Annotated in this window: 16 protein-coding genes and 3 pseudogenes; 13 read left to right on the forward strand and 6 right to left on the reverse strand. The window is 33.8% G+C overall.

Annotated elements, in window-relative coordinates:
* Window positions 1–373 precede the first annotated feature (373 nt).
* The gene (locus tag PC_RS07030; protein WP_011176010.1) at window positions 374–2,986 is read left to right on the forward strand and encodes a BTB/POZ domain-containing protein; all 2,613 of its coding nucleotides are present in this window, start codon (window positions 374–376) and stop codon (window positions 2,984–2,986) included.
* A gap of 1,280 nt (window positions 2,987–4,266) precedes the next feature.
* Here PC_RS07030 and PC_RS07035 read toward each other — a convergent pair.
* From PC_RS07035 to PC_RS07045, 3 genes are all read right to left on the reverse strand, one after another.
* The gene (locus PC_RS07035; protein WP_011174955.1) at window positions 4,267–5,094 is read right to left on the reverse strand and encodes an IS982-like element ISPasp3 family transposase; all 828 of its coding nucleotides are present in this window, start codon (window positions 5,092–5,094) and stop codon (window positions 4,267–4,269) included.
* A gap of 201 nt (window positions 5,095–5,295) precedes the next feature.
* A complete protein-coding gene (locus tag PC_RS07040; protein ID WP_011176013.1) occupies window positions 5,296–6,090 on the reverse strand; it encodes a hypothetical protein in 795 nt (264 codons plus the stop codon).
* Window positions 5,975–8,077, reverse strand: a complete 2,103-nt coding sequence (locus tag PC_RS07045; RefSeq protein WP_011176014.1) for a hypothetical protein — start codon at window positions 8,075–8,077, stop codon at window positions 5,975–5,977. Before PC_RS07045 ends, PC_RS07040 begins: the two co-directional genes overlap by 116 nt.
* A gap of 452 nt (window positions 8,078–8,529) precedes the next feature.
* Between PC_RS07045 and PC_RS11360 the strand changes: the two are divergent.
* Window positions 8,530–8,625: pseudogene (locus PC_RS11360) on the forward strand (IS982 family transposase); the annotation flags it as partial.
* Between the two features lie 300 nt (window positions 8,626–8,925).
* On the opposite strand, the gene PC_RS11365 reads toward PC_RS11360, so the two are convergent.
* Window positions 8,926–9,090, reverse strand: coding sequence for a hypothetical protein (locus PC_RS11365; protein WP_181679092.1), 165 nt, complete (start codon window positions 9,088–9,090; stop codon window positions 8,926–8,928).
* Window positions 9,091–9,293: 203 nt separating this feature from the next.
* Between PC_RS11365 and PC_RS07055 the strand changes: the two genes are divergently transcribed.
* The 8 genes and pseudogenes from PC_RS07055 (at window position 9,294) to yidD (ending at window position 16,656) form a co-directional block, all read left to right on the forward strand.
* A complete protein-coding gene (locus tag PC_RS07055) occupies window positions 9,294–9,851 on the forward strand; it encodes a recombinase family protein (RefSeq protein WP_011176016.1) in 558 nt (185 codons plus the stop codon).
* A 25-nt stretch (window positions 9,852–9,876) separates the two neighbouring features.
* Window positions 9,877–10,675 (forward strand): annotated as a pseudogene (locus PC_RS11760) (Tn3 family transposase); the annotation flags it as partial.
* 119 nt (window positions 10,676–10,794) lie between these two features.
* The gene (locus PC_RS07070; protein WP_044045183.1) at window positions 10,795–11,034 is read left to right on the forward strand and encodes a hypothetical protein; all 240 of its coding nucleotides are present in this window, start codon (window positions 10,795–10,797) and stop codon (window positions 11,032–11,034) included.
* Window positions 11,031–11,408, forward strand: coding sequence for a type II toxin-antitoxin system death-on-curing family toxin (locus PC_RS07075; protein WP_011176020.1), 378 nt, complete (start codon window positions 11,031–11,033; stop codon window positions 11,406–11,408). The genes PC_RS07070 and PC_RS07075 overlap by 4 nt, the downstream gene beginning before the upstream one ends.
* A 165-nt stretch (window positions 11,409–11,573) precedes the next feature.
* A pseudogene (locus tag PC_RS11990) lies at window positions 11,574–11,657 on the forward strand (type II toxin-antitoxin system RelE/ParE family toxin); the annotation flags it as partial.
* Window positions 11,658–12,357: 700 nt separating this feature from the next.
* Window positions 12,358–15,309: a hypothetical protein gene (locus PC_RS07085; protein ID WP_052278676.1), complete on the forward strand. Its 2,952-nt coding sequence runs from the start codon at window positions 12,358–12,360 to the stop codon at window positions 15,307–15,309.
* On the forward strand, window positions 15,306–16,274 hold the full coding sequence (locus tag PC_RS07090; RefSeq protein WP_011176023.1) for a tetratricopeptide repeat protein: 969 nt from the start codon (window positions 15,306–15,308) through the stop codon (window positions 16,272–16,274). Before PC_RS07085 ends, PC_RS07090 begins: the two co-directional genes overlap by 4 nt.
* A gap of 28 nt (window positions 16,275–16,302) precedes the next feature.
* Window positions 16,303–16,656, forward strand: coding sequence for a membrane protein insertion efficiency factor YidD (gene yidD / locus PC_RS07095; RefSeq protein WP_044045541.1), 354 nt, complete (start codon window positions 16,303–16,305; stop codon window positions 16,654–16,656).
* Between the two features lie 541 nt (window positions 16,657–17,197).
* On the opposite strand, the gene PC_RS07100 is transcribed toward yidD, so the two are convergent.
* A complete protein-coding gene (locus PC_RS07100) occupies window positions 17,198–19,120 on the reverse strand; it encodes a SulP family inorganic anion transporter (RefSeq protein ID WP_011176025.1) in 1,923 nt (640 codons plus the stop codon).
* 365 nt (window positions 19,121–19,485) lie between these two features.
* Between PC_RS07100 and der the strand changes: the two genes are divergently transcribed.
* From der to PC_RS07115, 3 genes are all read left to right on the forward strand, one after another.
* Window positions 19,486–20,949 (forward strand): ribosome biogenesis GTPase Der, encoded by a 1,464-nt coding sequence (gene der, locus PC_RS07105; protein ID WP_011176027.1) that lies wholly within the window; start codon window positions 19,486–19,488, stop codon window positions 20,947–20,949.
* 12 nt (window positions 20,950–20,961) lie between these two features.
* Entirely contained in the window at window positions 20,962–21,876 is a 915-nt protein-coding gene (locus tag PC_RS07110; RefSeq protein WP_011176028.1) for a dual specificity protein phosphatase family protein, read from the forward strand.
* A gap of 182 nt (window positions 21,877–22,058) precedes the next feature.
* On the forward strand, window positions 22,059–23,087 hold the full coding sequence (locus PC_RS07115) for a hemolysin family protein (RefSeq protein ID WP_011176030.1): 1,029 nt from the start codon (window positions 22,059–22,061) through the stop codon (window positions 23,085–23,087).
* 26 nt (window positions 23,088–23,113) lie between these two features.
* Here PC_RS07115 and PC_RS07120 read toward each other — a convergent pair whose 3' ends face one another.
* Window positions 23,114–26,884, reverse strand: coding sequence for a DEAD/DEAH box helicase (locus PC_RS07120; protein ID WP_011176031.1), 3,771 nt, complete (start codon window positions 26,882–26,884; stop codon window positions 23,114–23,116).
* Between the last annotated feature and the right edge of the window lie 106 nt (window positions 26,885–26,990).

Here is a 26,990-nt window from a genome sequence, read left to right on the forward strand (position 1 = left end):
TAGACGTTAATGATCCTAAAATTTGCCATTATAGTTCAAATCTTCTTGCAGCTCCTATCTTACTAAAAAAGAGAATAATTTTATTAAGTCGATTTTTTAGAGATCACACTATTTGATATGACTCGGTAGAATTTTATTCTAATAATCTTAAACATTTTTGTAAGGATATTAAAACCCTAAATTATTTTAGATTTTTCTGCAAAAAGCTATTTTGAATGAAACTAATCATTAATTAAATGAATTAAATTTTCAAACGAATTAGATAAGTATATTGAAATAGCCTTATCTATTTTGCAATAACAAATTTAAATACAGATTCCTTTTGATTAAAATTGCGGTGATATTTATTCGTATAGTATTTTATTAATAAATAATGTATCATTTAAAAATGATTCAACTAATTCGGGTGGTAATTTTGAATATTCAGAATATAAGATCTAATCTTAGTCATTTCATTGTCAATACAGACACTCATTTTTACATTCGATCAAACGATCATTTAAAATTTTCTGAACGAATTGTTTTATTGTGCAAAACAATTTTTCAGTGTTTCCTCAACTTATTCTTTAATTATCTCAAAAAAGACCAGCTTCAATCTCAGTGGAGGGAAGTTTTTTGGGGACAAAAAGAATTCGTCATTTCTAATCTTGCCCCAACTCAATCAGAATCTGGGACGTTTCTCTCAAGTCCGAGCCAAATTTCGGATTTTGCCCTCCCTTTTATAACTGCGAATCGAAACCAAGAAACTATTAATTATCCTAAGAATGAAAACAATTTGGTAATAGACTCTTTCAATAACTCAATAGACTCAAATATCTCAAACAGTCATTTTCCAAAAACAGTAGATCCCTTAATAATTCCCCCTTCCCAACTGTCACCTTCACCCCAAGGTGTTAAACTGAGCTTTCAAGGAGGAACTTCTTTAACCATACCCTATTCTCAATTAGCTTTATTAAGGAAAAAGTCACCCTATTTTAAAAGTCTTTGGTCGGGACATTTTCAAGAAACGCTTCAAGGTCCCCTTGCTATAACAGAAAAAAAATTTACTAACTTACTACAGTGCTTAATGGATGCTAACTTTAAACTGTCGGTAGAAGACATTCCTTGTTCCATTGCATTAGCCCACTATTACCAATTAACAGATGTGGTAGAAAACTTAGAAAAACAGCTGATTAAAATCTATCAATCAGAGGAAGATGCTCTATTTAATTCGAACGAAGAAAGTCTCATAGAATTAAAAGAGCTATTAAATTTTGCACGTCTGTATCAGTTAAATAATTTAATAAATTATTTAGAGTTCACAGTGGTAAGTGGCTTATTAAACAATACTTCTCATGTGAACGAATTTGAGAAAATTTTAAATCATTTTTCAACTGACATAGAAGAACTCAATCTTTCAGGAAAAGATTTTTTTACAGAGGCTCATTTTTTAGCCTTAAAAAATTGTAAAAATTTAAAAGTGCTGTGTCTAAAAATATTCTACACTCCCATAGATACCGGATTAGCCCATTTGACGTCTTTAACGGCTTTACAAAACTTAGATCTCAGTGAATGCTATCTGCTTAAGGATACTGGGTTAGCTCATTTGTCATCTTTAACCGCTTTACAGTATTTAGATTTAAGTGGCTGTGACGATCTTACGGATGCTGGATTAGCCCATTTAACACCTTTAGTCTCCTTGCAACATTTAGATTTAAGTAAATGTGAAAATCTCACTGGCGATGGATTAGCCCATTTGACACCTTTAGTCGCTTTGCGACACTTAGGTTTGAGTGATTGTAGAAATCTCACGGATGCTGGATTAGCACATTTAACACCCTTAACGGCTTTAAAGCATTTAGATTTAAGTGAGTGTAAAAATCTCACTGACGATGGACTAGTGCATTTATCTTCCTTAGTCGCTTTGCAATATTTATCTCTAAAACTGTGTGAAAATCTCACCGATGCTGGATTAGCCCATTTAACATCCTTAACGGCTTTAGAGCATTTGGATTTAGGTTTGGATTTCGGTTATTGCCAGAATCTCACTGACGATGGGTTAGCCCATTTGTCGTCCTTAACAGCTTTAAAGCATTTAGATCTAAGTTGGCGTGAAAATCTCACGGATGCTGGATTAGCCCATTTAACATCCTTAACGGCTTTAAAACATTTAGACTTAAGTTGGTGTGAAAATCTCACGGATGAGGGATTGGCCTATTTGACGCCCCTAGTTGCTTTACAGTATTTGAGTTTAAAGGGCAGTGACATCACTGATGAAGGATTAGAACATCTGGCACACTTAAGTGCTTTACGGCATTTAAGTTTGAATGACTGCCGTAGGATCTACCATGGCTATGGATTAGCGCACTTGACAACTTTAGTGAATTTAGAGCATCTAGACTTAAGTGGCTGTTATTCGCTTTCTAGTTTTAAATTAATTTTCTTATCATCTTTAGTGAATTTACAGCATTTAAATCTAAGTGGGTGTTTTGGTCTTTATCACGATGGATTAGAAGATTTGACTCCTTTAATGAATTTGCAGTATTTAGATTTAAGTTCGTGTATAAATCTGACGGATAAGGGGCTGGCATATTTGACCTCTTTAGTAGGTCTAGGTTTACAACATTTAGATCTAAGTGGGTGTAAAGAAATCACTGACACCGGATTGGCACATTTAACCTCTTTAGTAGGCTTGGAGTACTTAGATTTAAGTTGGTGTGAAAATCTCACGGATAAGGGGTTGGCATATTTAACCTCCTTCGCAGGTTTAAAGTATTTAAATCTAAAGGGATGTAAAAAGATTACTGATGCTGGATTAGCACATTTGACCTCCTTAGTGACTTTACAGCGTTTGAATTTAAGTGAATGTGTAAATCTTACTGATACTGGATTGGCACATTTAGTTTCCCTAGTAAATTTACAGGATTTAGAGCTACGAGAATGTAAAAGCATTACAGACACTGGGTTGGCTCATTACATACAAAATCAACAAATAATCTATCGTTAAAAGAAGGTAAAAAAAAGTAGTGTCAATTGAGCGAACGTTCTGCGTATGAGAATATTATGTGGATGTTTAAACACTTCGACATTATAGCTCAACACTATAGAGATCATAAAAGAGTTTTTTGCTTGAGGTTTAACCTTATAGAACAAATTTATTATTGAAAACTTCAAAATCAAGAGAATGTTCAAAAATTTCTTACTCTCTTTAGTATTGTCCTAAAAATTCTGATGTATAAAATAGCTTCACTTGTCGGTGTGTCATATTCATAATCTTTACTAATCTAGGATATTTCCCAAGCCAAGCAAATACCTACTCAACCACACAAAGGTTTAGGCAATATTTTAAAGCTCCTATCTATGCGTTTGACGACTTTCAAAGACAGCCAAAGAAATCTTTACGTCATCTCTTGTACATTTACCAGCAACCCAAATGATCTTCATTTTTCTCTTTGAATTCTTCCAGTTATCCAAAAGGCCCTGCATCTCCCTCTCTATCTTCGAGATTGGCAGCTGTCACAAACGCACGAGCTATTAGCCTTCATTATCAACCAATATATGCCGCTTTCAAGCTTTAATTTTCTTTCTGCCATCGAAGCTTTTGAAGTTCCCTTTTCTGTCGTTTTCACTGACTGACTGTCGGCTACCACTCCAGAAGGATCTTCATTTCTATCTAGCTTTTGCCGAAGCTTCTTTTATAAAATATCATTCATTTTTTAAAAAGACCGTAGTATGCCCATTTCAAGAACTGCACATAAATGCTTCTCCAAGGGGGAAATCCTAGGTCATCTGTCCAGTAATTACTGCATTCAATATTTCTCTTTTAAAGACTTTAAGAAGAAATGCTCCCCTTTAGATATCTTTGTCTGGAATAGAGACTCGATTGAATCCCATTCCTCCAAAAGCTCAGCAAGGTATTTTTTTCCATCGCTGCCATTTGCCAAGCTAATTTGAATTGGTTACAACACATTCAAATTCTAGGTTTTTTTGAACACTCTCTAATACTAAACATTTTTTATAAAAATAAAACAAAGGGCGTTGTTAATCAAAAATATTCCATCGATAGCTAATAGAATTAAAGTTTTTTAGGTCTACTTAGTGAATACTTACTTATTTTAGCAATTTATAAATTCCAGTCTGTTATAAAATAAACTTCAACAAGGAGGATTTTTTACGAAAACAAACGCAAAAAGATGTTTAATCTAAAATCTATTAATTTTTTACAAGCTATTTATATAAAATTTATTTATTTTTTATTGAAGCATATTTAATGTAAGTTGCAAATAACTAATTTATTAAAAAATTTGTTGCAGCTGCTACTAGAAATCCTAAAACTTTAATTTCAAACCCATTAGACGTCGTTGCATGAATTTTTCTAGGCATCAGTCTTGATATCACGCCAAATACTCCCTCAATAAATTTTCTAATGTGCTTCAAATTTACAAAATCATGTAAATCGATTGAACGAAGAGAATTAGATTTTGGCTCCACTATGAGCTTGATGTTTTCTATCTTTTCAAGCATGTCTTGATGCTTATAATCGACATAGGCAGAATCTCCATAAATCTTACTGCCTGCGGGTAAGTTTCGTTCCATGTATTTAAAAGGAACAGCATCATGCTCTCTGCCTGGACAAAGGATAACTCTAAAAGGGCACCCATCTTGAGAAGCTAAGACTGTTACTTTCAATCCATAAAAATATTCTCGCTTACTAGCATTATACCCTCTAAATTCCTCTCCTCGATAAATTCTACAATTTTGAATTCTTATATTTCTACAAACAGAAACAGGAAATGCATCAACAATATATTCAAAAGGTAATTTTCCAAAGTTTTTTAATTTTTGAATAAACTCAAGAATTTCCTCCCACCATTTCATGGGTATTTGATGAATTCTTCTATTTAATGCGCTCTTACTCAGTTTATTCATGATATATCTATGCTCAATAAGAAATTTTCGGGACGTTTCCATATTTCCGTAAAAAAATCTCATTCCTACTAAATTTATCAACATAATTTCCGAAGTAGACAGTTTTGTATTTGGCCAATCTTTGTATCCAATCGAAAGGATGTAGTCGTCTAAAAGGCAATAAAGTGCTATAATTTGTTCTTCCATGGCTTCAATCCTTGTTATTTGTTCCACAAAAACAATTTAAGGATCTGAGGCCTTTTTATTTACATCTAAATTTTATTTTAACTTAGTTATTTGCAACTTACATTATTTATAAAAATTAAATTTGCACTGATGTTTTTTATAATATCCCTAAATCACTTAATTTAATATAAAATCAATTAAATATATAAAATATACTGTATTTCAATCTCTACTTAAAATAGCTTCAGTATTTTTAATAATATTTCTTTCTTTATCTAAAAAATCCTCATCTGAATCTGCCAGTTTTATTTGAGTATATAAATTTTTCACCCCTAAATAAATACTATGTAGTGCGTGACATTCTACAAGTTCGATTGGCTTTAATGCTCGATTTTGCAGTTTTTCGCCAGCCAATTGTTTTAGTCGTTCAGAAACAGTATCAAGAGTAGCTTGTAAATATTCTATATGTTTCTTACTTAAAGCTGACTGAGGATTTAATAGACTTTCTTTTGGATAAGTAAGAAGATCAATGAAAGCTTCTCCCAATAAGACTTTATATCCTCTACTGCCATCTGATTTATATTTTATTTCAGATTCCGAAAACTTATCCATTGTTTGATTAAAAAACTCTGGTAAGTGTCTTGTTTCTGACATTTCTAAAGAAGAAAGATGGCTTAAAAGAATAAGATTCGTATAAATGAAATAAAAGTTATCATTTATTTCTTTATTATCAAATTTTTCCTGCAATAAATTTTTAACCATTTCCTGATCAACTTTCTCATTTGCTTGGACTGTGTTTAAAAAAGGCTCAACATTTTTATTGAATAATTCTAAACGATCTTCCACTTCTTTTTGACTTAGATCTAATCCAAGCCTTGTCTTAAAAAGTGTGGATAGATAGCTAACATCCCAAGAAACTATTCCAGGGAAAGGGACTAAATGCGCGGCTTGAGGCGAAGCAACAAATCCTTTCCCAAATAACCAAAGGTAAAAGTGCTTCGACTTGTTTGCAAACATGTTGGCATTTTATTGAAAAATCATCCTCAAATTCATGCGCACCCTGAACCTTTCTATATAAAGGTTTTGCAGGTTTAGTAACCTTTTCCGAACTTTTTTGACTTTGATGAAGAGATGTACCTAAACTTTTTTCAATCTCACCTGTTTGATTTGTAATATGATGAGTTAAAAAGTCATTTAAAACTAATTTGATTTCACCTAATTGCTCCTCAGATAAATGATCCTTTACTAGTTCGAACATGTCAAAAACTCTAACAGCAAAGTCTCGATGGCTTTCTAAAAGTTTGGGAAAACGTTCTTGAGAATGAACAAGGTAATGGCCTAAAAAAATATCTACAAATTTTTGAACTTGCTCAACACCACCAGTTAATAATTCAGAGATGTTGTTTTTTTCTTTTTCCATAAGTTCGTTAAAAAAACTTTCTAAAATATCAGCCTTTTTTCCTTTTAATTCTTTTAATAAATTTGTTAGGTCTTCAATCTCTTTTTTAATCTTAGTTTCTTGTTTCAATTCTTTTTCTATTTCAACCACATTTTTATTGATAAAACTCCGATAAACTCCCAAAGAACCCTCTGAGAAAGAAAATGAATTAAGCTTTGATACAATTTCTTGGGCAGTCGTCTCCTTACCAGAATTAGGAAGTAGATTAAATAAATTTTTAAATTGTTCTTCGAATACGGGTGCTGTTCCGTTTGCCATTGGTTCTGTCAACGCCAAAAGAGGTTTTAAATATTCTTCAATGTATGTTTTTAGAGCAACACAATCATCTATAGTAATAATTTCTACATCTTTTTTTCTGTTTAGTCTCTCTCTGAGTTCATTAATTATTCCCAGTACCTGAGATTGAATAGAGGGAATAACCTTATCTGCTAGTGTTTCCAAAGCGTCTTTATAAGCGACAGGATCACGGCTAGCATTAATTAAAATTTCTTTAATCTCTTGAATAAAATCAGGATATCTTTCTAAATTTCCCTCTTCTATTTCCTGGAAAATTTTCATGTAAGGAGGACAAGTTTCATCGAACTCTTGCTGAACTTGATTCAATTTGCCGAGATAAGCCGCTGAAGCTTCTTCGAAAGATGTTTTAATTGTTTTGAATTGCTTTATAGAATCGTCTAAATTTTCGACTTTTTTTCCTTGAAGAGCAGTATTAATACCTTTTAAAATCGTTTCAATGTTTTTTGGTAAAGCACCCTTAATTGATTTCACATGCTTGCTTAGTTTTTGAATAGTGCCTGGTATTATTCTTTTAAGATTGTTATAGCCTTTTTCAAATTCACTATGTTCTGTTTTTAAAAATTCGATCTCCTCTGTTGTTAGTTTTTTCACATCAATTTCTTGATATTTTTCTAAAAACTGTTCAAATCTTAGTAAAAAAGCATCAATTGTTTTTATAGGACTGTCTAATTCTTTTAATAATCCTAATTCCTTTATTTTAACTGCATAAGGTCTTTTTTTTATATTAGTTAAGCGCTCGTTTAAACCCTTTAATTCCATTTTTTTTTCATCTAATTCTGTTTGAACTTCTTGATAATCTCGACTTATTTTGCTTAATGTTTTGTCATTTAGAATGTCGACGGTTTTATTTTCACAAGATAGAGTTAGCTTAACTAAACTTTCCAACTTACTTTGGCTACATAATTGTATCCATAATTTTTTAGTTTTTGTAATAAATTTCTTTTCAATTTTTTCATTTAGCTTAATATAAATTTTCTTTTGTAGATCATTTGTTTGTAAAATTGAAGTTTTTAAATCTCTCCTATTATAAGAACATAAAAATCTTCCTTTAGAAAATTTAGTTGATTTTTCGGAAAAGGATATTGTCTTTGTCTCTTCTTCTGTAGCCGGCAGTGATTTACTGGCAATTTTTCCAATAGTTTCTTCAGTTGGACTTTTGACTTGTTGTGAAGATGTGTGAACTTCACTAGGTTGAGAACTCGTACTTTCAGTTAAAGAAGGTTTATAATCATCAGTAGGAATATACATAATTAATCCTTAATAATTAAATTATTACATTAAATACAATATCACTATATAATTAATTGTATCATATTAATTATATATTTATTTATTAATAAATAATTATTTTTTAAATTATTAATTATTAATAGTTTGTTTTATTTAAACTAAATTACTTTAAAAACATAAAAAATAAAACCTTAATTTAAAATAAAATATATAAATAAATTTATTTTATAAAAAACTATTTAAAAATATAGATTTTCAATATAGAATAATAATTCTAAAATTTTGCTAAATTTATTAAACTTATTAGAGCAAAATAAACATGATAAATGAAGAAAAGCAGACTTTAACCTGAACTTTGGGTTTAGGTGTTTAGGCTTAAACAAGCTGTATAAAATTTGAATGACAAAAGACCTCAACATGATTTAAAAGCACTGTTTACCACAACCATATTTAATCATGAGAGGTCAAAAATGGATGTAACTGAACTCTATTGTACAATTGATGATTTTTGGAAATCTTTTAAGCAAGAAGGGAAAAAACACCTTACAGAATCTGGAAAGCACAAATCGCTTTCGCTTCTCTTTGGACTTGATCAATCTGCTTATCAATATCAATTTTCTTGCCAGTGTACTGTTCTACCCCATGCTTTAGGTCGCAACATGTACCCAATGATTTTGTTTGTCTCACCCTTGTCTATGCACTTCTTGATCTTCCCAAAAACTTTCTCTACCTTAATGCAAAAGTTAATTGCGTTTAGATCAAAATTAACACCAGCCATAAGAGCAGGAGGGGTTAGTGTTGCAGTCGTGAAAGCAATTGTTGTAAGACATGCAACCATAGCGTTGTTGAAACGAGACTGAAGTATATTAACCATAACGTCCTTTGTTTTGTTTTTTTTTTGTGTATTCAATTTTATGGTAATCAAGCTCATTAAAGATTGTTTTCCATGCAAGGAAAGAAAATAAAAATGTAACAACAAAGATAACTAGATAAACTAAGGCTCTATCCCATTCAGTGAATACGATATTCATTAAAATCCCTCATTGTTAGCATGTTTTTTTGTTAGCTCTTGCGTTCTAGACGTACGTCTCAAAAAATGGATGTCATCTTAGAGTGTACTCTAACCTGATGTCAAAGAGAAACCAAAAACACGTCAGAATAGAGTTACTTCCTTAATTAATTAACACATTACAAAAAGGTTATAGACTCAAAACCGACACTTTAAGGAGATTTTATGACTGGACAACGTATTGGGTACGTACGAGTTAGCACATACGACCAAAACCCTGACAGGCAATTGGATAATATTCAGGTCACAAGAATATTTGTAGATAAAGCTTCAGGCAAGGATGTTAAACGTCCACAATTTGAAGCCTTGATGAGCTTTGTATGCGCTGGAGACACTGTACTCGTCCATAGCATGGATAGATTGGCTCGTAATCTCGCTGATTTGCGTTCAATTGTCCAGACGTTGACTCAGCGCGGCGTGTGCATTGAATTTGTAAAAGAAAGCCTAAAATTTTCAGGTGAAGATTCTCCTATGGCCATCCTTATGCTGTCAGTCATGGGAGCGTTTGCCGAGTTTGAACGTTCTTTAATTCGTGAGCGTCAACGCGAGGGGATTGCTCTAGCCAAGCAGCGTGGTGCCTATTGCGGGCGCAAGCGATCTTTATCGGATGCTGATATTCTCTCATTACGACAACGCATTCAAAATGGTGAAAAGAAATCAAAAGTTGCCAGAGAATTTGGCATTAGCCGTGAAACCCTTTATCAATATCTTCGTTCGGTATAAATATGTCTCGACGCACAATCCTATCCTACCCTTCCATACAAAGGTTATAAACATTGAAGTTCGTGATGCAACCTATGTACTTGGCGGTCTGCTATATCACGAATCTGATATAAGAATTGAGGAACCCTACACAGATACATCCGGTTTTATAGACCATATTTTTGCGCTTATGCATCTTCTTGGATTTCGCTTCGCGCCTCGCATTCGTGATTTAGCGAATAAACAATTATTTGTCACAAGTAGTAAAAAGGAATATCCCTCAATTAATACCTTGATTGATGATGTGATCAATGTAAAGCACATCCGATCTTATTGGGATGAAATTCTATGTTTGGCTGCTTTTATTAAACAAGGAACGGTTAGCTTCTTTAATATTGCGTAAGCTTGGAAGTTATCCACGTCAGAATGGGTTAGCCTTGGCATTGATAGAACTTGGGTGGATCGAACGCACTTTCTGGTTACAGAATGTTGAATTGCGCCGTCGTGCCAATGCAGGACTGAACAAAGGAGAAGCCAAAAACACATTAGCAAGGGCTATTTTTTTCAATTGCCTTGGCAAAATGCGCGAGCGTAGTTTTGAAAATCAGCGCTATCGTGACTCTGGTCTTAATTTTGTGATAGCTGCAATCGTTTTATGGAATACAGTGTATTTAGAGCGAGCAATCCGGCATATGAAAGATAGTGGGCAGCAGGTGGATGAAAGTTTGCTTAAGCATTTATCCCCCCCGCTTGGTTGAGAGCACATAAATTTGACAGGAGATTATGTTTGGCAACAGAAAAAGATAATGGGAACGGGCGAATTCAGACCGTTGCAGGGAAAGTAACATCCTTAACGTGCTTTATCATCCAAATTTCGAGCTGAACACTATAGAAAGTTGAATCTTATTGTCGTAAATAAGATAATAAGATATAATAAAAGTGTCCCCAAAATTAGGAGGTGATTATGAGTGCGCACAAAGATGTTATTCGTTTTACATTTGATTGCCCTATAGATTTGCATGCTATTGCAAAAATGAAAGCTTCAGCTTTGCATCAAAGTATGAAAGATTATTTAATTGGACTTTTAGCTAAAGACGCTTTAGAAAATCCACCAAAATATTTGGATAGTAAATCTTTCAAAGAACAACTTAAAAATATTCTTCAAGATGATGCTGAACTCATGCAAAAGTTATCCGATCGATGATTTACCTATCTTTTGAACAAATTATTGAACTACATGATGCTCTTATTGACAAATTTGGTGGGCTTCTTGGAATACGAGAGAGAGGGTTATTGGAATCTGCTTTAGCAGCTCCTATGATGGCTGTATTTGGAGTAGAGTTGCATAAAACTATTTACAATAAAGCTGCGGCATATCTTTTCTATATAGCTAAAAATCACGCATTTCTTGATGGAAACAAAAGAACTGCAGCAGCGGCAGCTTTATCATTCCTGAGAGCTAATGGAAAATCTCCTAAATATGATGTAGAAGACTTTCTTGAATTTGCAGTGTCGGTTGCTGAAGGTCAAGCCGATTTGGATACTATTAGTAATTACTTTGAAAAAATTTGTTCTTAAGGATGCTTTTTGCATCCCGTCGTTACCAACCCTTCAGTGGATATTTTTGACATCAGGGAAGGTATAAATCTAAGCTGACACTTTATTCAACCTCTTGGAACATCTTTGAGTAGAGAAACAATTCTTAACGTGCTTTATAATCCGAATTCTGAGCTGAACCCTTTTAAAGGATTTAGAAATGCAGCCTTTTTAGAGATTGTCGAGAGTGATGCAGAAGGAACTTACAGAGCCGTTTATACCGTGAAATTTAACCTATATCAATTTAATAAATTCAAAGTTAATAAATTGATTCATTAAAACTTCTTTTATAATGATAAATTATTATCATTTTTTAAATAAAAGATTCTTAGATAAAATTTTGACTCATACAATAAACAATGATATGCTGAACACTTGTCACAATTAAACTGAATATTTTTGCCATTTAAAACATCTGGAACAGTAACAGTAGAATCAGCACGAACTTTTTCCCTCACTAGTTTTGCATAATATGGATCCCAATATTTTCTTGAATAGGCTCACCTTTAAATTTGCAAAGATTTCTCATCATTAGAGCTGCTTCGTAAGTCACCTTTTTTTAAAGCAAAGAGTAGAATAAATTCGTCTAGATGGTTGCTTCCAAAACCACCTATAAACTTGAAAATGAACGTACTTGTAAAATAAATCCCCATTATCAAGGTCCTAAAAAAATTATTAACGAACATTATATCAAGGATTGAAACATGTTAAACACTTTCTAAAAAAAATCTAATTTTGGGAAATCATTAATTTAAAAAACTGCCATAATAAACCTAAAAAATGCTCATTTTTATTGATAAAAAAAATTTTGAACAGGTTTGCATACATTTTTTCTGGAAATAAATGCTCAGGTTTGGAATAAAACAAGACTCGATCCCTAAGGATAGGGATCTACCATCAGAAGTTTTATCAAATTAAGAAGTTTAGATTCATGAAAAAATTCAATACCTATTATCATTCTTATCTATTTAAATGCTGGCTAGTTGCCTTAGCTTATCAGTCAGGAATTTCCTCTTCTCTAGTGGCTTCCGATGAAAAATATGATGAATTTGCCAAATCTTCGTCTGCCTATGTCAACCCAAGTTTGAATCAAGGAACAGGAAACATTAAAATTGTCAAAAAGAAATCTTTTCAAAATGACAGTTTAAAAAATATTGTAGGGGTAACTTCTAACACTAAAACAGCTGTTGGGCAAGTTTCTTCCCTTCACGTTTCTTCTTCTGACGAATTAATGGATGATCTAGGTCATTTCTTAGCTAATGATGACAAACTCCTTGCACAACTAACAAATGGTGAACAATCTTCTTCCCTTTTAAATTTAAATATTCCTCTTGATTCCGATCACATTCCCCTTCCGATTTTAACTCCTTCTCAATATCCTAAAGAATCTCCTATTTCTCAACCTTCTCCTTCTCAAATTGATTTAGCGCCTTCTGCTTCACAACCCTCTCAATCTATTATCGATCGCCCTCAAGGATCCGTTGACTTACCAGATATCACCCAACCACCAGCCAATCCTCAAAAAATCAACGAGAATAATCCGTCTATTCTTACTTCGCCTAGATCTGCAAACTCATCTCCTGCCAAGGCCTCAACCAATCTTGAAACAGCTCCGCAAACAGACGTCCCTTCAAACGGGCAAGGTTTAAAAGAGATCTCGATTAATTTTAACAACGTTTCAATGATTGAATACATTCGATTTATCAGTCGAATCTCTAACAAAAATTTTATTTTTGATGATGAAGATTTACAATTTAATGTCACAATTGTTTCTGAAGAACCAACCTCTGTTGAAAACCTTATGGCAGCTCTTTTACAAGAGCTCAGAATTCGTGATCTACTATTGATTGAACAAGGAAATAATTTAATTATCCATCGCAATTCTCGCGTACGTGCTCCCTCACGAATTGTCTTTAGCGGAACAGAACCCACAACATTTGAAACAGAAATTGTCACTCGTGTATTTCGTTTAAATACCTTAGATCCGCTCAAAGCCAGCGAAATTATTAGACCTCTTCTTTCAGAGGATGCTTTAATAGAGGTCTTACGCGACTCCAATAATCTAATTATCACAGATTTAGTTACTAATGTTAATAAAATTGCTCAACTAATTTCTACCCTCGATGCTCCTAATAGTGGAGTGATAGTTGGACAATATGTGGTTCGAAATGCTTTTGTCGCTTCGCTTGCCGATTTGGCAACTAAAATTCTACAGCCAATTGCGCAAGGAAATCCTTTCGTTTTAGTTCCTCATTCCTCAACCAATAGTATTTTTATCGTTTCTAATCCCTTCATTGTAGACAAAACTCTAGCTATTCTCGAAAATTTAGATATTAATGAAGGTAAAACTAAAATCCTTGATCTCGAGAAATTGCGTATACAGCAAGAAGAAGCTACTCGATTGAGATATCCACCAGGAACTCACCCAGGGGCCCCAGATAGCTCAGCCGTTCCGGAAGAACGAGATACAAGTGGAGTGGGAACAGGTGGAATATCTCCGAAGGGGACTCCTTTACGAGCAGGTGACACTACTGGAACATTAAATATTCCGGGAGCCCCTCTAAATCCTAATTTTTTACCAGGTAATGAAGAAAGGTTAGGAATTTTTAAGGAAAATCGAGAATTTCTTCCCGGTGGAATCTCCCCTAATTCACGTTGGGCTCAAGATCTTCCTGCTGGACACATTGAAAGAACTCTATTTTTCATTTACAAACTTCGCTACCGTAAAGGGGAACAAATCGTCATGGCTCTTCGAAGAATCGGAGAAAGCTTGCAGATGACAGGATTAGCAAATCTAGATTTGATTGCTTCCATTAACAGTAGCCAATGGATCGAATCTTCTAATTCGCTTATTTTTACTGGAACCGTTCCTGCTTTAGAACGAATTAAAGAGCTTATTTTAGAAATCGATACTCCTCTACGGCAAGTTTTTATCGAGATGCTTATTCTTGATACAACTATTACAGATTCTTTAACGTATGGAGTGGACTGGGGATCACGTTTTGGAGGGGGTAACACGGCAGGTGGTCAGAATTTCCTTGGAACAGGTTCTGGGCTTGTGGGTTCTTTAACGAATGCTATCACAAATAATCCTATTGTGGATACCGTTCTAAGTGGGGACGGTTATACAGCCGGTATTATTGGCCGTCATTTAACCCATGGTGGATTGCATTTCAGTACGATTGGAGCTTTGGTTAAAGCCATTCATTCGGATACAAAAATTAATATTATCATGAACCCAAAAATCGTAACGGAAGATAACAATACCGCCGAGGTTTTTGTGGGTTCGACAGACCGTTATAAAACACAGTCAATTGCTAACGATATCGGATCTGTTATTACCAATAATTTCCAATTTATTGATGTGGGTACCACTTTGCGAGTTACTCCATTAATTGGGAATAACGGAATTATCACTCTTGACATCATTCAAGAAGTAACCAATGATGGGGGTAACGCTAATCCTAATGTCGGGAATAATCCCTCTGTAGTGGACGTTAACTTAGTCCCTGTTTTGTCAAAAAGTCGTACAGTTACTAAAGTTCATGTCCCAGACGGATTCTTTGTCATTTTGAGCGGTATGATTCAGAGCACCGAGTCTAGATCTGTAAATAGAATCCCCTGTTTAGGAGGGCTTCCTTTAATAGGAGGAATTTCTAAACAAAAATCAAATCGCGACAGCAAACGTAATCTCATGATTTTTATTCGTCCTCTTATCGTTGATACAGAAGAAGACCTCGAGAGTGTTACCAAACGTCAACAAGATGTTTGTATTGAAAAATCTAAATTCAAAAGATCGTGGAATTATGAACTTGATGAAGCAATGGATTTCTTAAACCTTAAATTGACAGATCCAGATGAAATTGGTCGTACGGTTCGATGATAAAAAAGATTTGTAAATATGCCATCCATCTCGCATTGACAGCTCAATTGGCTTTAACATCAAGTTGCCAAATGACAAATTGTGAGATGGATCCTATCATTGTTTACACACCGCCATCTCATCAACTTACAGATCTACCATCACCTTTTCAGCGTCTTTCTCATGAGGAAGAAAAAAGCGAATGGAGTAAGGAGCTAATCATTGGAGAGGTATTTGCCAAAGAATGGGATTTATATCGAGCTATTACAGCCTACAAAAGAGCTTTAATTCTTATCCCAGAAGAATTAGTCGAACGAAAGTTGCAGCTTCATTATGATCTATTACTTTGTTACTATCTAGGTCATAAATATCAAGAAGTTGTGAACATTTTTGAGTCAACCGATCTCCTTCAAGTGAATTACTTATTTCCCGCTTTCAACAATCTTCTCCTCATTCTTTATGAAAGCTATCAGCAATTAAACCAAGAGGAAAAAGCAGAATGTATTCATAAAATGATTCAAAAATGTTCAAACGAAACAGCTAAAGATCTGACTCTATTTTCTCTTTTGAAAAAAAAACAAATTGACGAAGCTCAATCACTCATTCATCAACATCGAGACTTTAAAAATATACAATCTAGTTTAAATACGTATTCTACATACGCCAAATCACCCAAACGAGCCCGTTTTTTAAATGCTGTTTTACCAGGAGCTGGCTACTATTATGTAGGACAAAAAAAATCAGCTTTAACCTCTTTTATGATTAATGCATTATTTACTTACGCTGCTTATCAATTTTTTCAAAGAGGTTATCCGGCTGCGGGTATCATTACAGCTAGTATGGAGATGGGGTGGTACTATGGAGGGATCAATGGAGCTGGTCAAGAAGCTCAGGAATTTAATAATCGTCTTTATGAAGGGGTCTGTAAAAAAATTTTGATTGACCATCGATTATTTCCAGTTCTTATGTTTCAAACGAGTTTTTAGCGTGAAAAAATATTGTTTTAAATATTTTATGTATAGTTTCATTTTTATTGCCCCTTTGTTGAGCGATCCTTGGGGGAAAGATGCGGATTTAATTTCTCCTCATTTTGATGTTTGTCCTTCTTCCTCCCCTTCTCTTTTAGCAAAATTAGGCATGCAAGCCATTCGCTTTCACCAAGAAGTGATCTCACCAGCTGACGGGCCAAGAAGCCATTTTATTCCCAGTAGTTCTCAATATACATTAAATGCAATGCGTAAATACGGTTTTTTTCGAGGTTATACGATGGGGTGTGATCGCTTAATGAGAGAAAATGACGACCCGTGGATTTACCGAACAATTCTCGATCCCAATGGTAAAACAATCAACTGGGATCCGGTTCCCTAAAATTTTATAAAAATATATTTTTTTTCATGAATTGGAAAATATTGCAAAGTTCATTCAGCAAGATCTTCCCATAGGTATTTATGGCCTAATAGAAAAAATGATGTTGATTATTGATTTGTAAGTCACGAAGCCCTTATAAAGCACTTTTAAATCTTCCCAAACCCTTTCATATGAGCCTCTATTTAGAAGCTCTTACTAGAGAAGTCCAAGAATAAACAGGCATTAAAAGCAAAAATTATTCTTTTTTGGTAACTTTTTTCCTTGCGCTTTATCAAGTTTCTGAAGGTAGGTGGTTTAAAAGAACTCTATCACATAGCCCTGACTTATCGAGTTAATGACGCTGATTTTGAGAATTTTAATTCATCAATTATCAATGAAGATGTTAACAAAAGCCTTTGAATCAGTTGGCAATGCCCTATACTAAGAAGATTAATCCCCTCTTTAAAAAAAACCTAGTAGAATTTAATTTCAGTAAAAAATTTTACCGAAACTTTAACGCGCTTCCCCTGGCTATTAAAAAAACGCAAACAATATAAATGGATTAGTTAGCTACTGGTGAAATAACTGAAGAAGGATCTATGACTTGAGAATCAGAAATAGCTTCGGGCATAGGCATCGCAGTAATAGGAGGGACAATTTCTGAAATATTTGCTGTATCGATGGATAAAAGTTCATGTGCTCGTATAAAAGCTTTTTGAACAGATAATTGAGGATGTTTTTCGTCAAAAATAAATAAATTGCTTTTTCCGACAATATCAATGATTCCTGAATCACTCAAAACATCCCAAATTTGGTGGGTTAATCCACAGCCAATAAGGTGCCTTCCTGAAGATTTCAAATAATGATGAAGTTGTTGCAATGCTAAACAAGTTGTCGCATCAATATCACGCGCATTTTTGAGCTGTAAAATGAGGACTCTTGTTGTTGTATCATCTTCTGTAATTGACTTTAATGCGGCCTGAAATAAATCTGCTGAGCCAAAAAACAGCTCCCCTTCAACCTTAATAAAACGAATACTTCGAGGTTCTTGTAAGTGATGGTGATCGATTGTATGCAAGACTCCTTCATTATCTACTGTAAATTCAACAAGCTGAGGAATCGCTGCTTTTTTTAAGTAAAGCGAAATAGACATGATAACACCTATGTAAAAAGCAATATCTAGTCTAAAAAAGATGCAAGACAATATGGTTAAAATCAAAACAAAAGCATCTGATCGCGTAGCTTTCAAACAGACAAATAATTGTTTTAAATTCACGATATTACTAGCTGATGCAACCAGAAGTGCTGCAAAAGCAGCAACAGGAATGTGTCTAATGAGAAAACCAAAAGCAAATAAAATTAAAGCAACAGTTAGAGAGCTTACTATTGCTGCTAAACGCGTTTTAGCACCATTTTCAAAATTTAATGAACTCCTAGCCGCACTTCCTGATACAGGCATCGCTCCAATAAAAGCACCAAAAAAGTTTCCTAAGCCCACTCCAAAAATTTCTTGATTTGTAGAGAGATGCTGACCCGACTTTACGGCGATGGACTTAGAAGCTGTTGTTGCTTCCATGACACTTAAAAGAGCAATAGCAAAAGCGACAGGAAGTAAGTTATTCATAATTCCTGTATTAAAATAAGGCAAACCCCAATTGGGAATTAAACCCTCACCGTTTGTTTCTCCAACAAGGGCGATAGGTTCCATTATTTTTCCAATATATTCCCAATTGAAAAATTGGTATTCATTAACAATAAAATAATTGTAAATATAGCCAAAAAAATAAGCGACAAGAGCTACTATAGCTAAAACAATGGCACCAGAAGGAAGCTTTCGATCAATTCTTCTTAATATGAGCAACAAACTCAAACACGTAACACCAATTAAAGCTGTCGGCCAATTGATCGTTGTCAAATGCGTTAAAATATAAACACTCATTTCATAGAGAGAAGAAAGATGACGAGGGACAGGCATACCAAGTAAGGGAAAAATTTGGTTAATCACCAGGGCAAGAGCAACTCCAGAGATATAACCAATAATCACCGTATGACTGACAAAGTGCGTCAACCTTCCCAATTTAAAAAATGCAGCTAAAATTTGAATTGCTCCTACTAACAACATAAGTTGGGATAAAATTTGCAAAATAAGCTGCTCTTTTTCAGGACCAGAAATATCTCGATAATAGGTAAATAAAATTTCTGAAATACATGCTTGAATTAGAATAGCGATTGCATTGCTAGGACCAACGATCAAATGGCGAGAAGAACAGAAAATAGCTACCACTATAGCAGAAAAAACAGAAGCCAAAATACCACACGAAACTGGTAAACCAGCTACAAGGGCGTAAGCCATTACTTGAGGAACTGTTAGCATAGAAACAGATAAGCCCGACAGTAAATCTAAGCGAAATGCACTCCAAGAATATTTTTCAAAATCTTTCTGGAAAGCAATCAGAGATACTTCGTCATGATGAGAGTGTGACATAATTAAATAGGTAATTTTTTATGAAAATAACTTTATTCTAATCTATTAAAAAATTTAAATTTTTCTTAACGCTGTCTAGGCTTTTTGAAAAAAATATAATATAAAAATAAATTCTCTTTATTAAATAATAAACAAATTTAACTTTTAATTATAAAACCTATCAGGATTGTTTTGAAACAATTATTTAAAATATATATATTTTTAATCGCTTTTTATTTAATATCTTTCTGTAGTAATGCTTTTTCGAAGCCCAAAATTCAAGTCAGACCACTTATCAAAAAGATTAGAGCTAAAAATATTAAACTATTTGATTCAGAACTTTTCATTCTAAATTGTTCGTCAATTGTAATCAACCGAGGATCATCATGACCCATTTACCCAAACTCGCCATTGTTGGGCGACCAAATGTGGGAAAATCAGCACTATTTAATCGAATCTGCAAACAAAAAATTGCAATCGTGGATGAAGCAGAAGGAATAACTCGGGATCGATTATATGCAGAAGGCGAACTATTTGGACTCCATTTTCAAGTAATCGATACAGGCGGTATTAATGCTCGTTCAAAAGAAGTTTTTAATGAAGAAATCAAACGTCAAGCTGAAATCGCGATTGAAGAAGCAGATACGATTGTTCAAGTTGTCGATGCTCATGTCGGTTTAACAGAATTGGATAAAGAAGTTGCGAGAGTTTTGCTAAGAACAAAAAAGCCTGTTTGTTTGGCCGTCAATAAAATTGACAATTTATCGCAAACGTCTTTAATGCATCAATTTCATTCTTTAGGAATCAAGCAAATGATTCCCGTTTCAGCAGCGCAAGGCTGGCAAATCGCAGAACTATTGGAAACAGCTTTTGAAAAAATTTCGCGTGAAATTGAATCTCAAGAAACTTTTTCTTCCATTAAAGTGGCGATTGTGGGAAGAGCTAATGTAGGAAAATCTTCCCTGGTTAACTACTTATTAGATGAAGACCGTTGTATTGTTAGTCCTATACCTGGAACAACTCGTGATAGTGTAGATATTTCATTTACCCATAAAGATGAATGCTACACTCTTATTGATACAGCAGGAATAAGACGAAAACGAGCCGAACATGAAGTTGTCGATAAATTTGCTGCAATTCGCACCGAAAGAGCTATTGAAAGGGCTGATTTATGCGTTTTGATGCTAGATGTTCAAGAAGGAATTACAGCGCAGGATAAGAAAATAGCGAATACGATCGAAGAAGCTGGACAAGGCTGTATCATCTTACTTAATAAATGGGATCTTGTTCAGGGTTTCCGTATGGAACATTGCCTGCAAAACTTGGAGGAAGAAGTTCCTTTTCTTCGTCATTGTCCCAAGATTTTCACCTCTGCTAAAACGGGACGTAATATTGATAAATTGTTTCCTTTAATTCAAGAAGTCTATGCAAATTCGCAAAAAAGAATCACAACACATCAATTGAATAAATTCATCGGAGAAGCACTCCAAAAAAATCACCCTCCTATGATTCAAGGTAAGCGTTTACGCATTTATTATATGGCACAGGTTGCCGTTAAACCCCCCAAATTTATTTTATTCGTTAACTATCCGAATTTGATGACCGATACTTATAAAAAGTATCTTTATAATCAATTTAGGGAAGCTTATGCCTTTACTGGCGTCCCTATCCTTATTCATTTGAAAGGAAAAACAAAAAAAGACAAACCAGTTTCTTCATTGTCTCTAACTCGAAAACAAACAAAATCAACAGATCAAGAAAATAATGAATATGATGAATTGTATCAGGAGCAGAGGGTAAGTGATGAAGACTATTATTTTGAAAATGAAGAAGATTTAACAGAAAAATAAGAGGAAACTAAGATGGAAGCTCCGCTTCATTTAAACTTAAATCTTTCGTCCGGTCATTTACCTTCTCAGATAAATACCGTTAAAGAAATAGATCGTAAAATAGAAAATACTTTGATTAGAGCTTTTAAAAGCCCTACTTTTTATGCCTTTGTTTGTTTGGGAACATTAACGGGACTGTCTCTTTCTACTTTGATTAGAATCACCATCTTATCACCCAAATTACTAAAAACAACTTTATTAGCTTTATCTCTTGCTTTTATTTTTTTACTAAAAAATAACAATCATAAAATTTGGTTTGAGTTTTCTCTTTTATGTATTAGGCTAGAAGCTGCTTTTGTTAAAGTGATGTCTAAACTACTTCCCTTTTCTACGAAAAGAAATTGGTATGATGAAATCCAATTTTCCCACAATTCTACCATGAACCATAAATTACTTTTAGGAGCTATTCCTTTAGCGACGATGTCTCACCATCGAGAACTTCAAAATCTTTTATCTGACCGTTCATTTTCTGTTTTAAGTATTTTAAAAACATTTGAAAACACTGAAAATGGATGTACAGGATCTCCTGTTTTCCCAACTGACTGGGCTCATTTAAGTATTCCACATAAGCAAATTGAAATCTTTGATTTACATCCCATTCCTATCAATGAATTAAACGAAGGGGTTAACTTCATTCATGAGCAATTGCAGCAAAGACATGTGTATGTTCATTGCAAAGTTGGTAGAAGCCGTAGTGCGATGATGATTATTGGATATATCATGAAATATTGCCAGCATGAGCTAGCTTTACAAGAAGGCACGAATTTAGTTCAACAAGCAATCAATTTTGTAAGAAAAAGTCGCCCTCAAATTTACATCAATTCTGTTCAAAAACAAGCTTTAAACAATTATGCTGTTACCCTGATGTCGAATTCTATAACGCTGTAATTGAAATTTAATAGAAAAGCCACTAGGAATAAAAAACCCGTTTGTTTTACAAAGAATTTTTATTACTTATCTTACCTACGAAAGGGTAGATGGAAAATAAATTTTTTTATCCCTAAATCCAAATCTCAAAGAAAAAACTTTAAATTCAAGTTACTAGATCAAATCGTTATAAAGTGCAAATTATGTTTGAAATTTTATTGATTTTAATGTGTTTGATTCTTAATGCATTTTTAGCTGGAGCAGAAACAGCTTTTATTGCAGTTAGTAAATCAACTTTGAGAGAATGGATTAAAAAGGGGCATGCAAGAGCTAAATTGCTTTTAACTTTACGCGAAAATCCAGAGAGAACTCTATCTGTTATTCAAATAGGAATTACTTTTTTGGGGGCATTTGCAGCAGCTTTAGGGGGTGCTGGCGCCGAAGAAACCATTACTCCTTGGCTAACTTCTACGTTTAGATTGACTGAGACTTTAGCTGAAATTCTTTCGTTGATGATTGTTGTTGTTCCTTTAACTTTCGTTAGCGTAGTAGTTGGAGAGCTTGTTCCCAAAACTCTGGCATTAAGACGCCCTTTATTTTTTGCTTCGAAATCTGCACCTTGGCTCTTTCAGGCCAGCCGATTTATCAGCCCTATTGTTTCTTCGCTTGAATGGTCGACCAAAATGGTTTTAGCCTCTTTTCCAAAACACCACATTGTGAGTGAAGAAAGTCAAGAGGAATCAAATTTTCCCTTAGAACATCTTTCAACGTTCGATAAACAATACATTTTTAATATTGTTAAGGTTGAAAAAACAACTGTCAGAGAAATTTTTGTTAGTTGGCCTGAAGTTGTTAGCGTTAACAGTGCTCAAACATTGTCCGAAGTAGAAAACATTGTCATCTCATCAGGTCATACACGCTTACCTGTTTTACAAGATCAAGAAGTTATGGGAATTATCAACGCTAAAGAATTTTTAGCTTTTCAAAAAACTGGGCAACAAAATTGGATGTCTATTGTTCGTCCCCCCCTTAAAATTGAAGATAAATTACCCATTCTCTCTGCTCTTCGTTTTATGCAAGATCATCGGAGTCATATGGCTATTGTCTATCAAGGAAAAAATAAAAGTGGAATTGTTACCATGGAAGCTATTTTCGAAGAAATAGTCGGTGATATTTACGATGAAGAAGATGATGGATCATTAAAAAGAATCTTGGGTCGTTCTATAAAATAATTTGTAAAATTAGAAGAATTTTTTTATTATTCTACATCTGAAAGAGTCATATGATCATCATCTTTTTCTTCGTAAGTGAGAAGTTCAATTAGTTCATTTCTGGTGAACTTTTTCAAGGTATTTTGATCATCAACGCCAATGATTTCTTCCATTAGCTGACCTTTTCGGTTTATCATTGCGTCAATTTTTTCTTCAAAAGTTCCTTTTGTCACAAGTTTAAAAACTTGAACTCCTTTCATTTGCCCAATTCGGTGAACACGATCTGTCGCTTGATTTTCACGTGCCGCGTTCCACCAACGATCATAATGAATTACAACAGAAGCTGCTGTTAAGTCAATTCCCAATCCTGCGGCTTGAAGTGATCCCACAAAAACTTCACACGAAGGATCGTGATTAAATTTTTGCAGCTGTTCTTTTCGATTTTGTGTTGATCCTCGAATCGACGCGTAACCAATTTTTTGATCATTCAAGTAATTTTCAATAATATCTAGCATGCCAAGATACTGTGAAAAAATCACTACTTTTTGCTGGCTTTCCCTTGCTTCACGTAAAAGCTCTATAAAAAGTTCCCATTTACCAGAAGAGTATTTTTGATAGTCTCCCGGATTTTTCAAATGAACTGCTGGATGATTACAAATTTGCTTAAGACTAGAAAGAAGAGCAAAAATATGTAAATAAGGGATAGGTGTTTGATCATCTTTTAAATCTTGCATTAAATGACGTTTACGCTGTTCTAAAACTTCTGTATAAAGTTGCTGTTGATAAGGAGACAAATCACAATAGGCTATTTCTTCACTCTTTTCGGGTAAATCTTTCAATACATCTTCTTTTTTACGACGCAATGTAAAAGGTTTAATTAATCGATTTAGAATATCTTTTCTGTGTGAATTATATTCTCTTTCAATAGGTTTAATAAAAAGCTCTCGATAGTCATTTTCGTTTGGCATGTAAGTTGGCAGAACGATGTCAAATAAAGATTTCAATTCTCTCAAATGATTTTCAATGGGAGTCCCCGTTAATCCTAATTTCATTTGAGCCTTAACATTTTTTAAAGCAGCATAAACTAAACTTGTCTGATTCTTGGCAACTTGAATTTCATCGAAAATAGCAATTTCAAAATTCACTTGAGAGAGAAGTTCTTTCTCGTTACGAAGAATTCCATAAGATGTCAGAAGAATATCGTAACTTTGATGAAAAGCTGCTAAACTACGTTTTACACCAAAAAATGTACAAATCCTCAAACCTGGCAAAAATTGCTCTAATTTATCTTGCCAATGGTAAATGACAGAAGTTGGACAAACGATAAGAAAATGCCTTTGAATACCTTCTGCGTAATTACGATAAAGATTAGCTACAGAAGCTATCAAAGCCATGGCTTGATGGGTTTTTCCCAGCCCCATATCATCGCAAAGTAAACCAGCTAATTGTTGATGATAAAGAAACCATAACCATTGAACACCAATTTCTTGATACGGTCTTAAATGACTGTTAAGACCTGTAATATTAGGCACATCTGGGGTTTGAAGTTCCTGTAAAGCGATAAAATTTTTCTGACTAGATTCTAAATCAAGATTTTCAGTTTCAAAAAACTGTATTTGCTCAAAAGCATTGATGCGCATAAATTCTAACGTTGTTAAAAAAACCACTTCTTCATCTTTATCAAATCGATCTTTATCTAATCTACGAATCCAATCTAATTGTTTATCTTGAAGAGCGATTAATCCTGCCTCAAAAAAAGCAAATTGTTGCTTCTTTTTGTTTAAAGCTTGGCGAAGAGCCGTAATAGGGATGATACCATTTTCAGTTTGATAATATAGCTTAAAGCGATACCAACCTTTACCTTTTTTCTCTTCCGCTTCAACAAAACTTGTCACCAATTGTTTTTTTTGAGGTTTGAGCAATCTTGGGTCGATATCATGAATGTAAGGGCGAATTTCTTCCATTTCATAAGAGAGAAATAAATCTAATTCTTCCCCTGCTAATTCAACAGGGTAACGAAATTTTTCAGGAAGTCTTAAGGGAGCAGAGAGTTCATAAAACCCCTTTTTTTCGATATAGATGAAATCATCAAACAAACGAAAATTTGTGTCTTTTAAAAAAGGTAACAAAACGTATTCAGGATTAATTTTTATTGTTCCCTTTTGAGTCATCTGAAGATGGAGTTTCGTTTTTTCGAGAGGACATTTTTCATAAAAAAAATGAGGAATCAAAGATAGCTCGTCGCGATTCATTCGAATAAATAAAGGAACTTGTTCGGGACTTAATGAAAAACCAGGCTTTAATAAATGACTAAATGGGCCAACGGATTTAGAATAAAATCCATACTCTTCTAAATAAACCCATACTCCAAAATCCTGCAAACGAGCTCGTTGTTTTGCTTTAGCTAGGGAGCATTGAAAAGTAAGACGATTTGTTTCACTCACTTGATAACTTAATTGATATTCAATGCTTCTAATATGCGTATGAAATCCTTCTATGTTATTTAACCAACCACGATTTTGTGTCACAAAATCTGATACTTGATAAATAGGAATAATCGTTTCCACTTCCTCAAAACGCTTATTTTCTAAGGGATAAAAACCTTCTCCATCTAGATAAGCCCAATCTCCAATGATTCGTGAATAGTTTAAAGATAAGTCGCCTATTTCAAATAAATAAGCAACAATATGCAAATTCCATTTTTTATCGAAAAACAATTGATAGGAAGGAACCTGTACAGATCTATGAATTACTTCATTCATTAATAAAGTAGAAAGAAAACGTTGATGCTCAGTTAAAGCAACGGACAATTGCTCTCCTTCTAATTCTGGAGTTTGCAATAGATTATGTGGTTCATCAGTATAAAACCCCTTTTCAGGAATAAATATCCAATTTTCTAAACGTATCCCATTTAAGAAGGAATCTGATTCCTTTTTAATTTTAGGTGCTTTCTCAAGAGATCCTTCAAATATGCGCATGATTCCCGTTGTTTTATCATACTCTATACGATCAATTCCTTGATTATTAGCATTTCGAACTGATAAGGGAGATTTGACAGTAGCTAAAGAAGGAATAATGAATGGCAAATTAGCTTCCGATAAATAAAACCCTATTTCTAAATCGTAGAAATCAATTTGTATCCAATTAGGGAGCTTTTTTTTAGAATACTGGAATGATACTTGATACGCTTCTTGATTATCTTGTTTACGCATTAGCCATTTCGCTAAATCACTCCAATAAGAAAGATCATATCTTAACTGTGGATTAGGCCTACCCTCACGCCAAAGTAAAAGATCTTCGTTGGATAAATTAGAAAATTTTAGAGAAGTTTCTTCTGTTTCTTTAGGGCGAGGAGTCACTAATTCATCTAAAAATAAAATCGATGAATCACTCAAAGCTTTGATAGAAAAAATAATTTTCTCTGAACTAGACTGAAAAATATAATGACCAGGTTGGAGTTGCTTTAGCTCCATTAATGCGTCATTTAAACGATCTTCATAAAGAAAACACAGATGATTCCACAAAGATCGTTCAAATCTTAAATGTAAGGGGATTTCATTTGTATTGAATAAACTCAAATAAGCAACAAGTTGATGTAAGCATCCTTCATCCTGACTATTACACGAACAAAAAGCATCTTTAATATTTCCTTGTGCTTCTAATTGGAGAAAAACCCAATACTCTAAATGTGTGTACAAATCTTCAACAAGAATTTGATAAGTTGCCCCAGAAAATTCAATCTCTTTCGCTAATTTTGCATTTAGCGATTTTTCTGCATCTTGAAAATAAGGTTGTAAATAAGAAGGAATAGCAGTCATCGTTTCTCTTTAAAGCTAAAAGGACAATCAAATTTTCTTCAAAACTTTTAATCATATAATAATCAGAAAAATAAATGTATAAATTCTAGAGCCAATTGCAAGACTC

Source organism: Candidatus Protochlamydia amoebophila UWE25, assembly GCF_000011565.2.
GTDB classification, from domain to species: domain Bacteria; phylum Chlamydiota; class Chlamydiia; order Chlamydiales; family Parachlamydiaceae; genus Protochlamydia; species Protochlamydia amoebophila.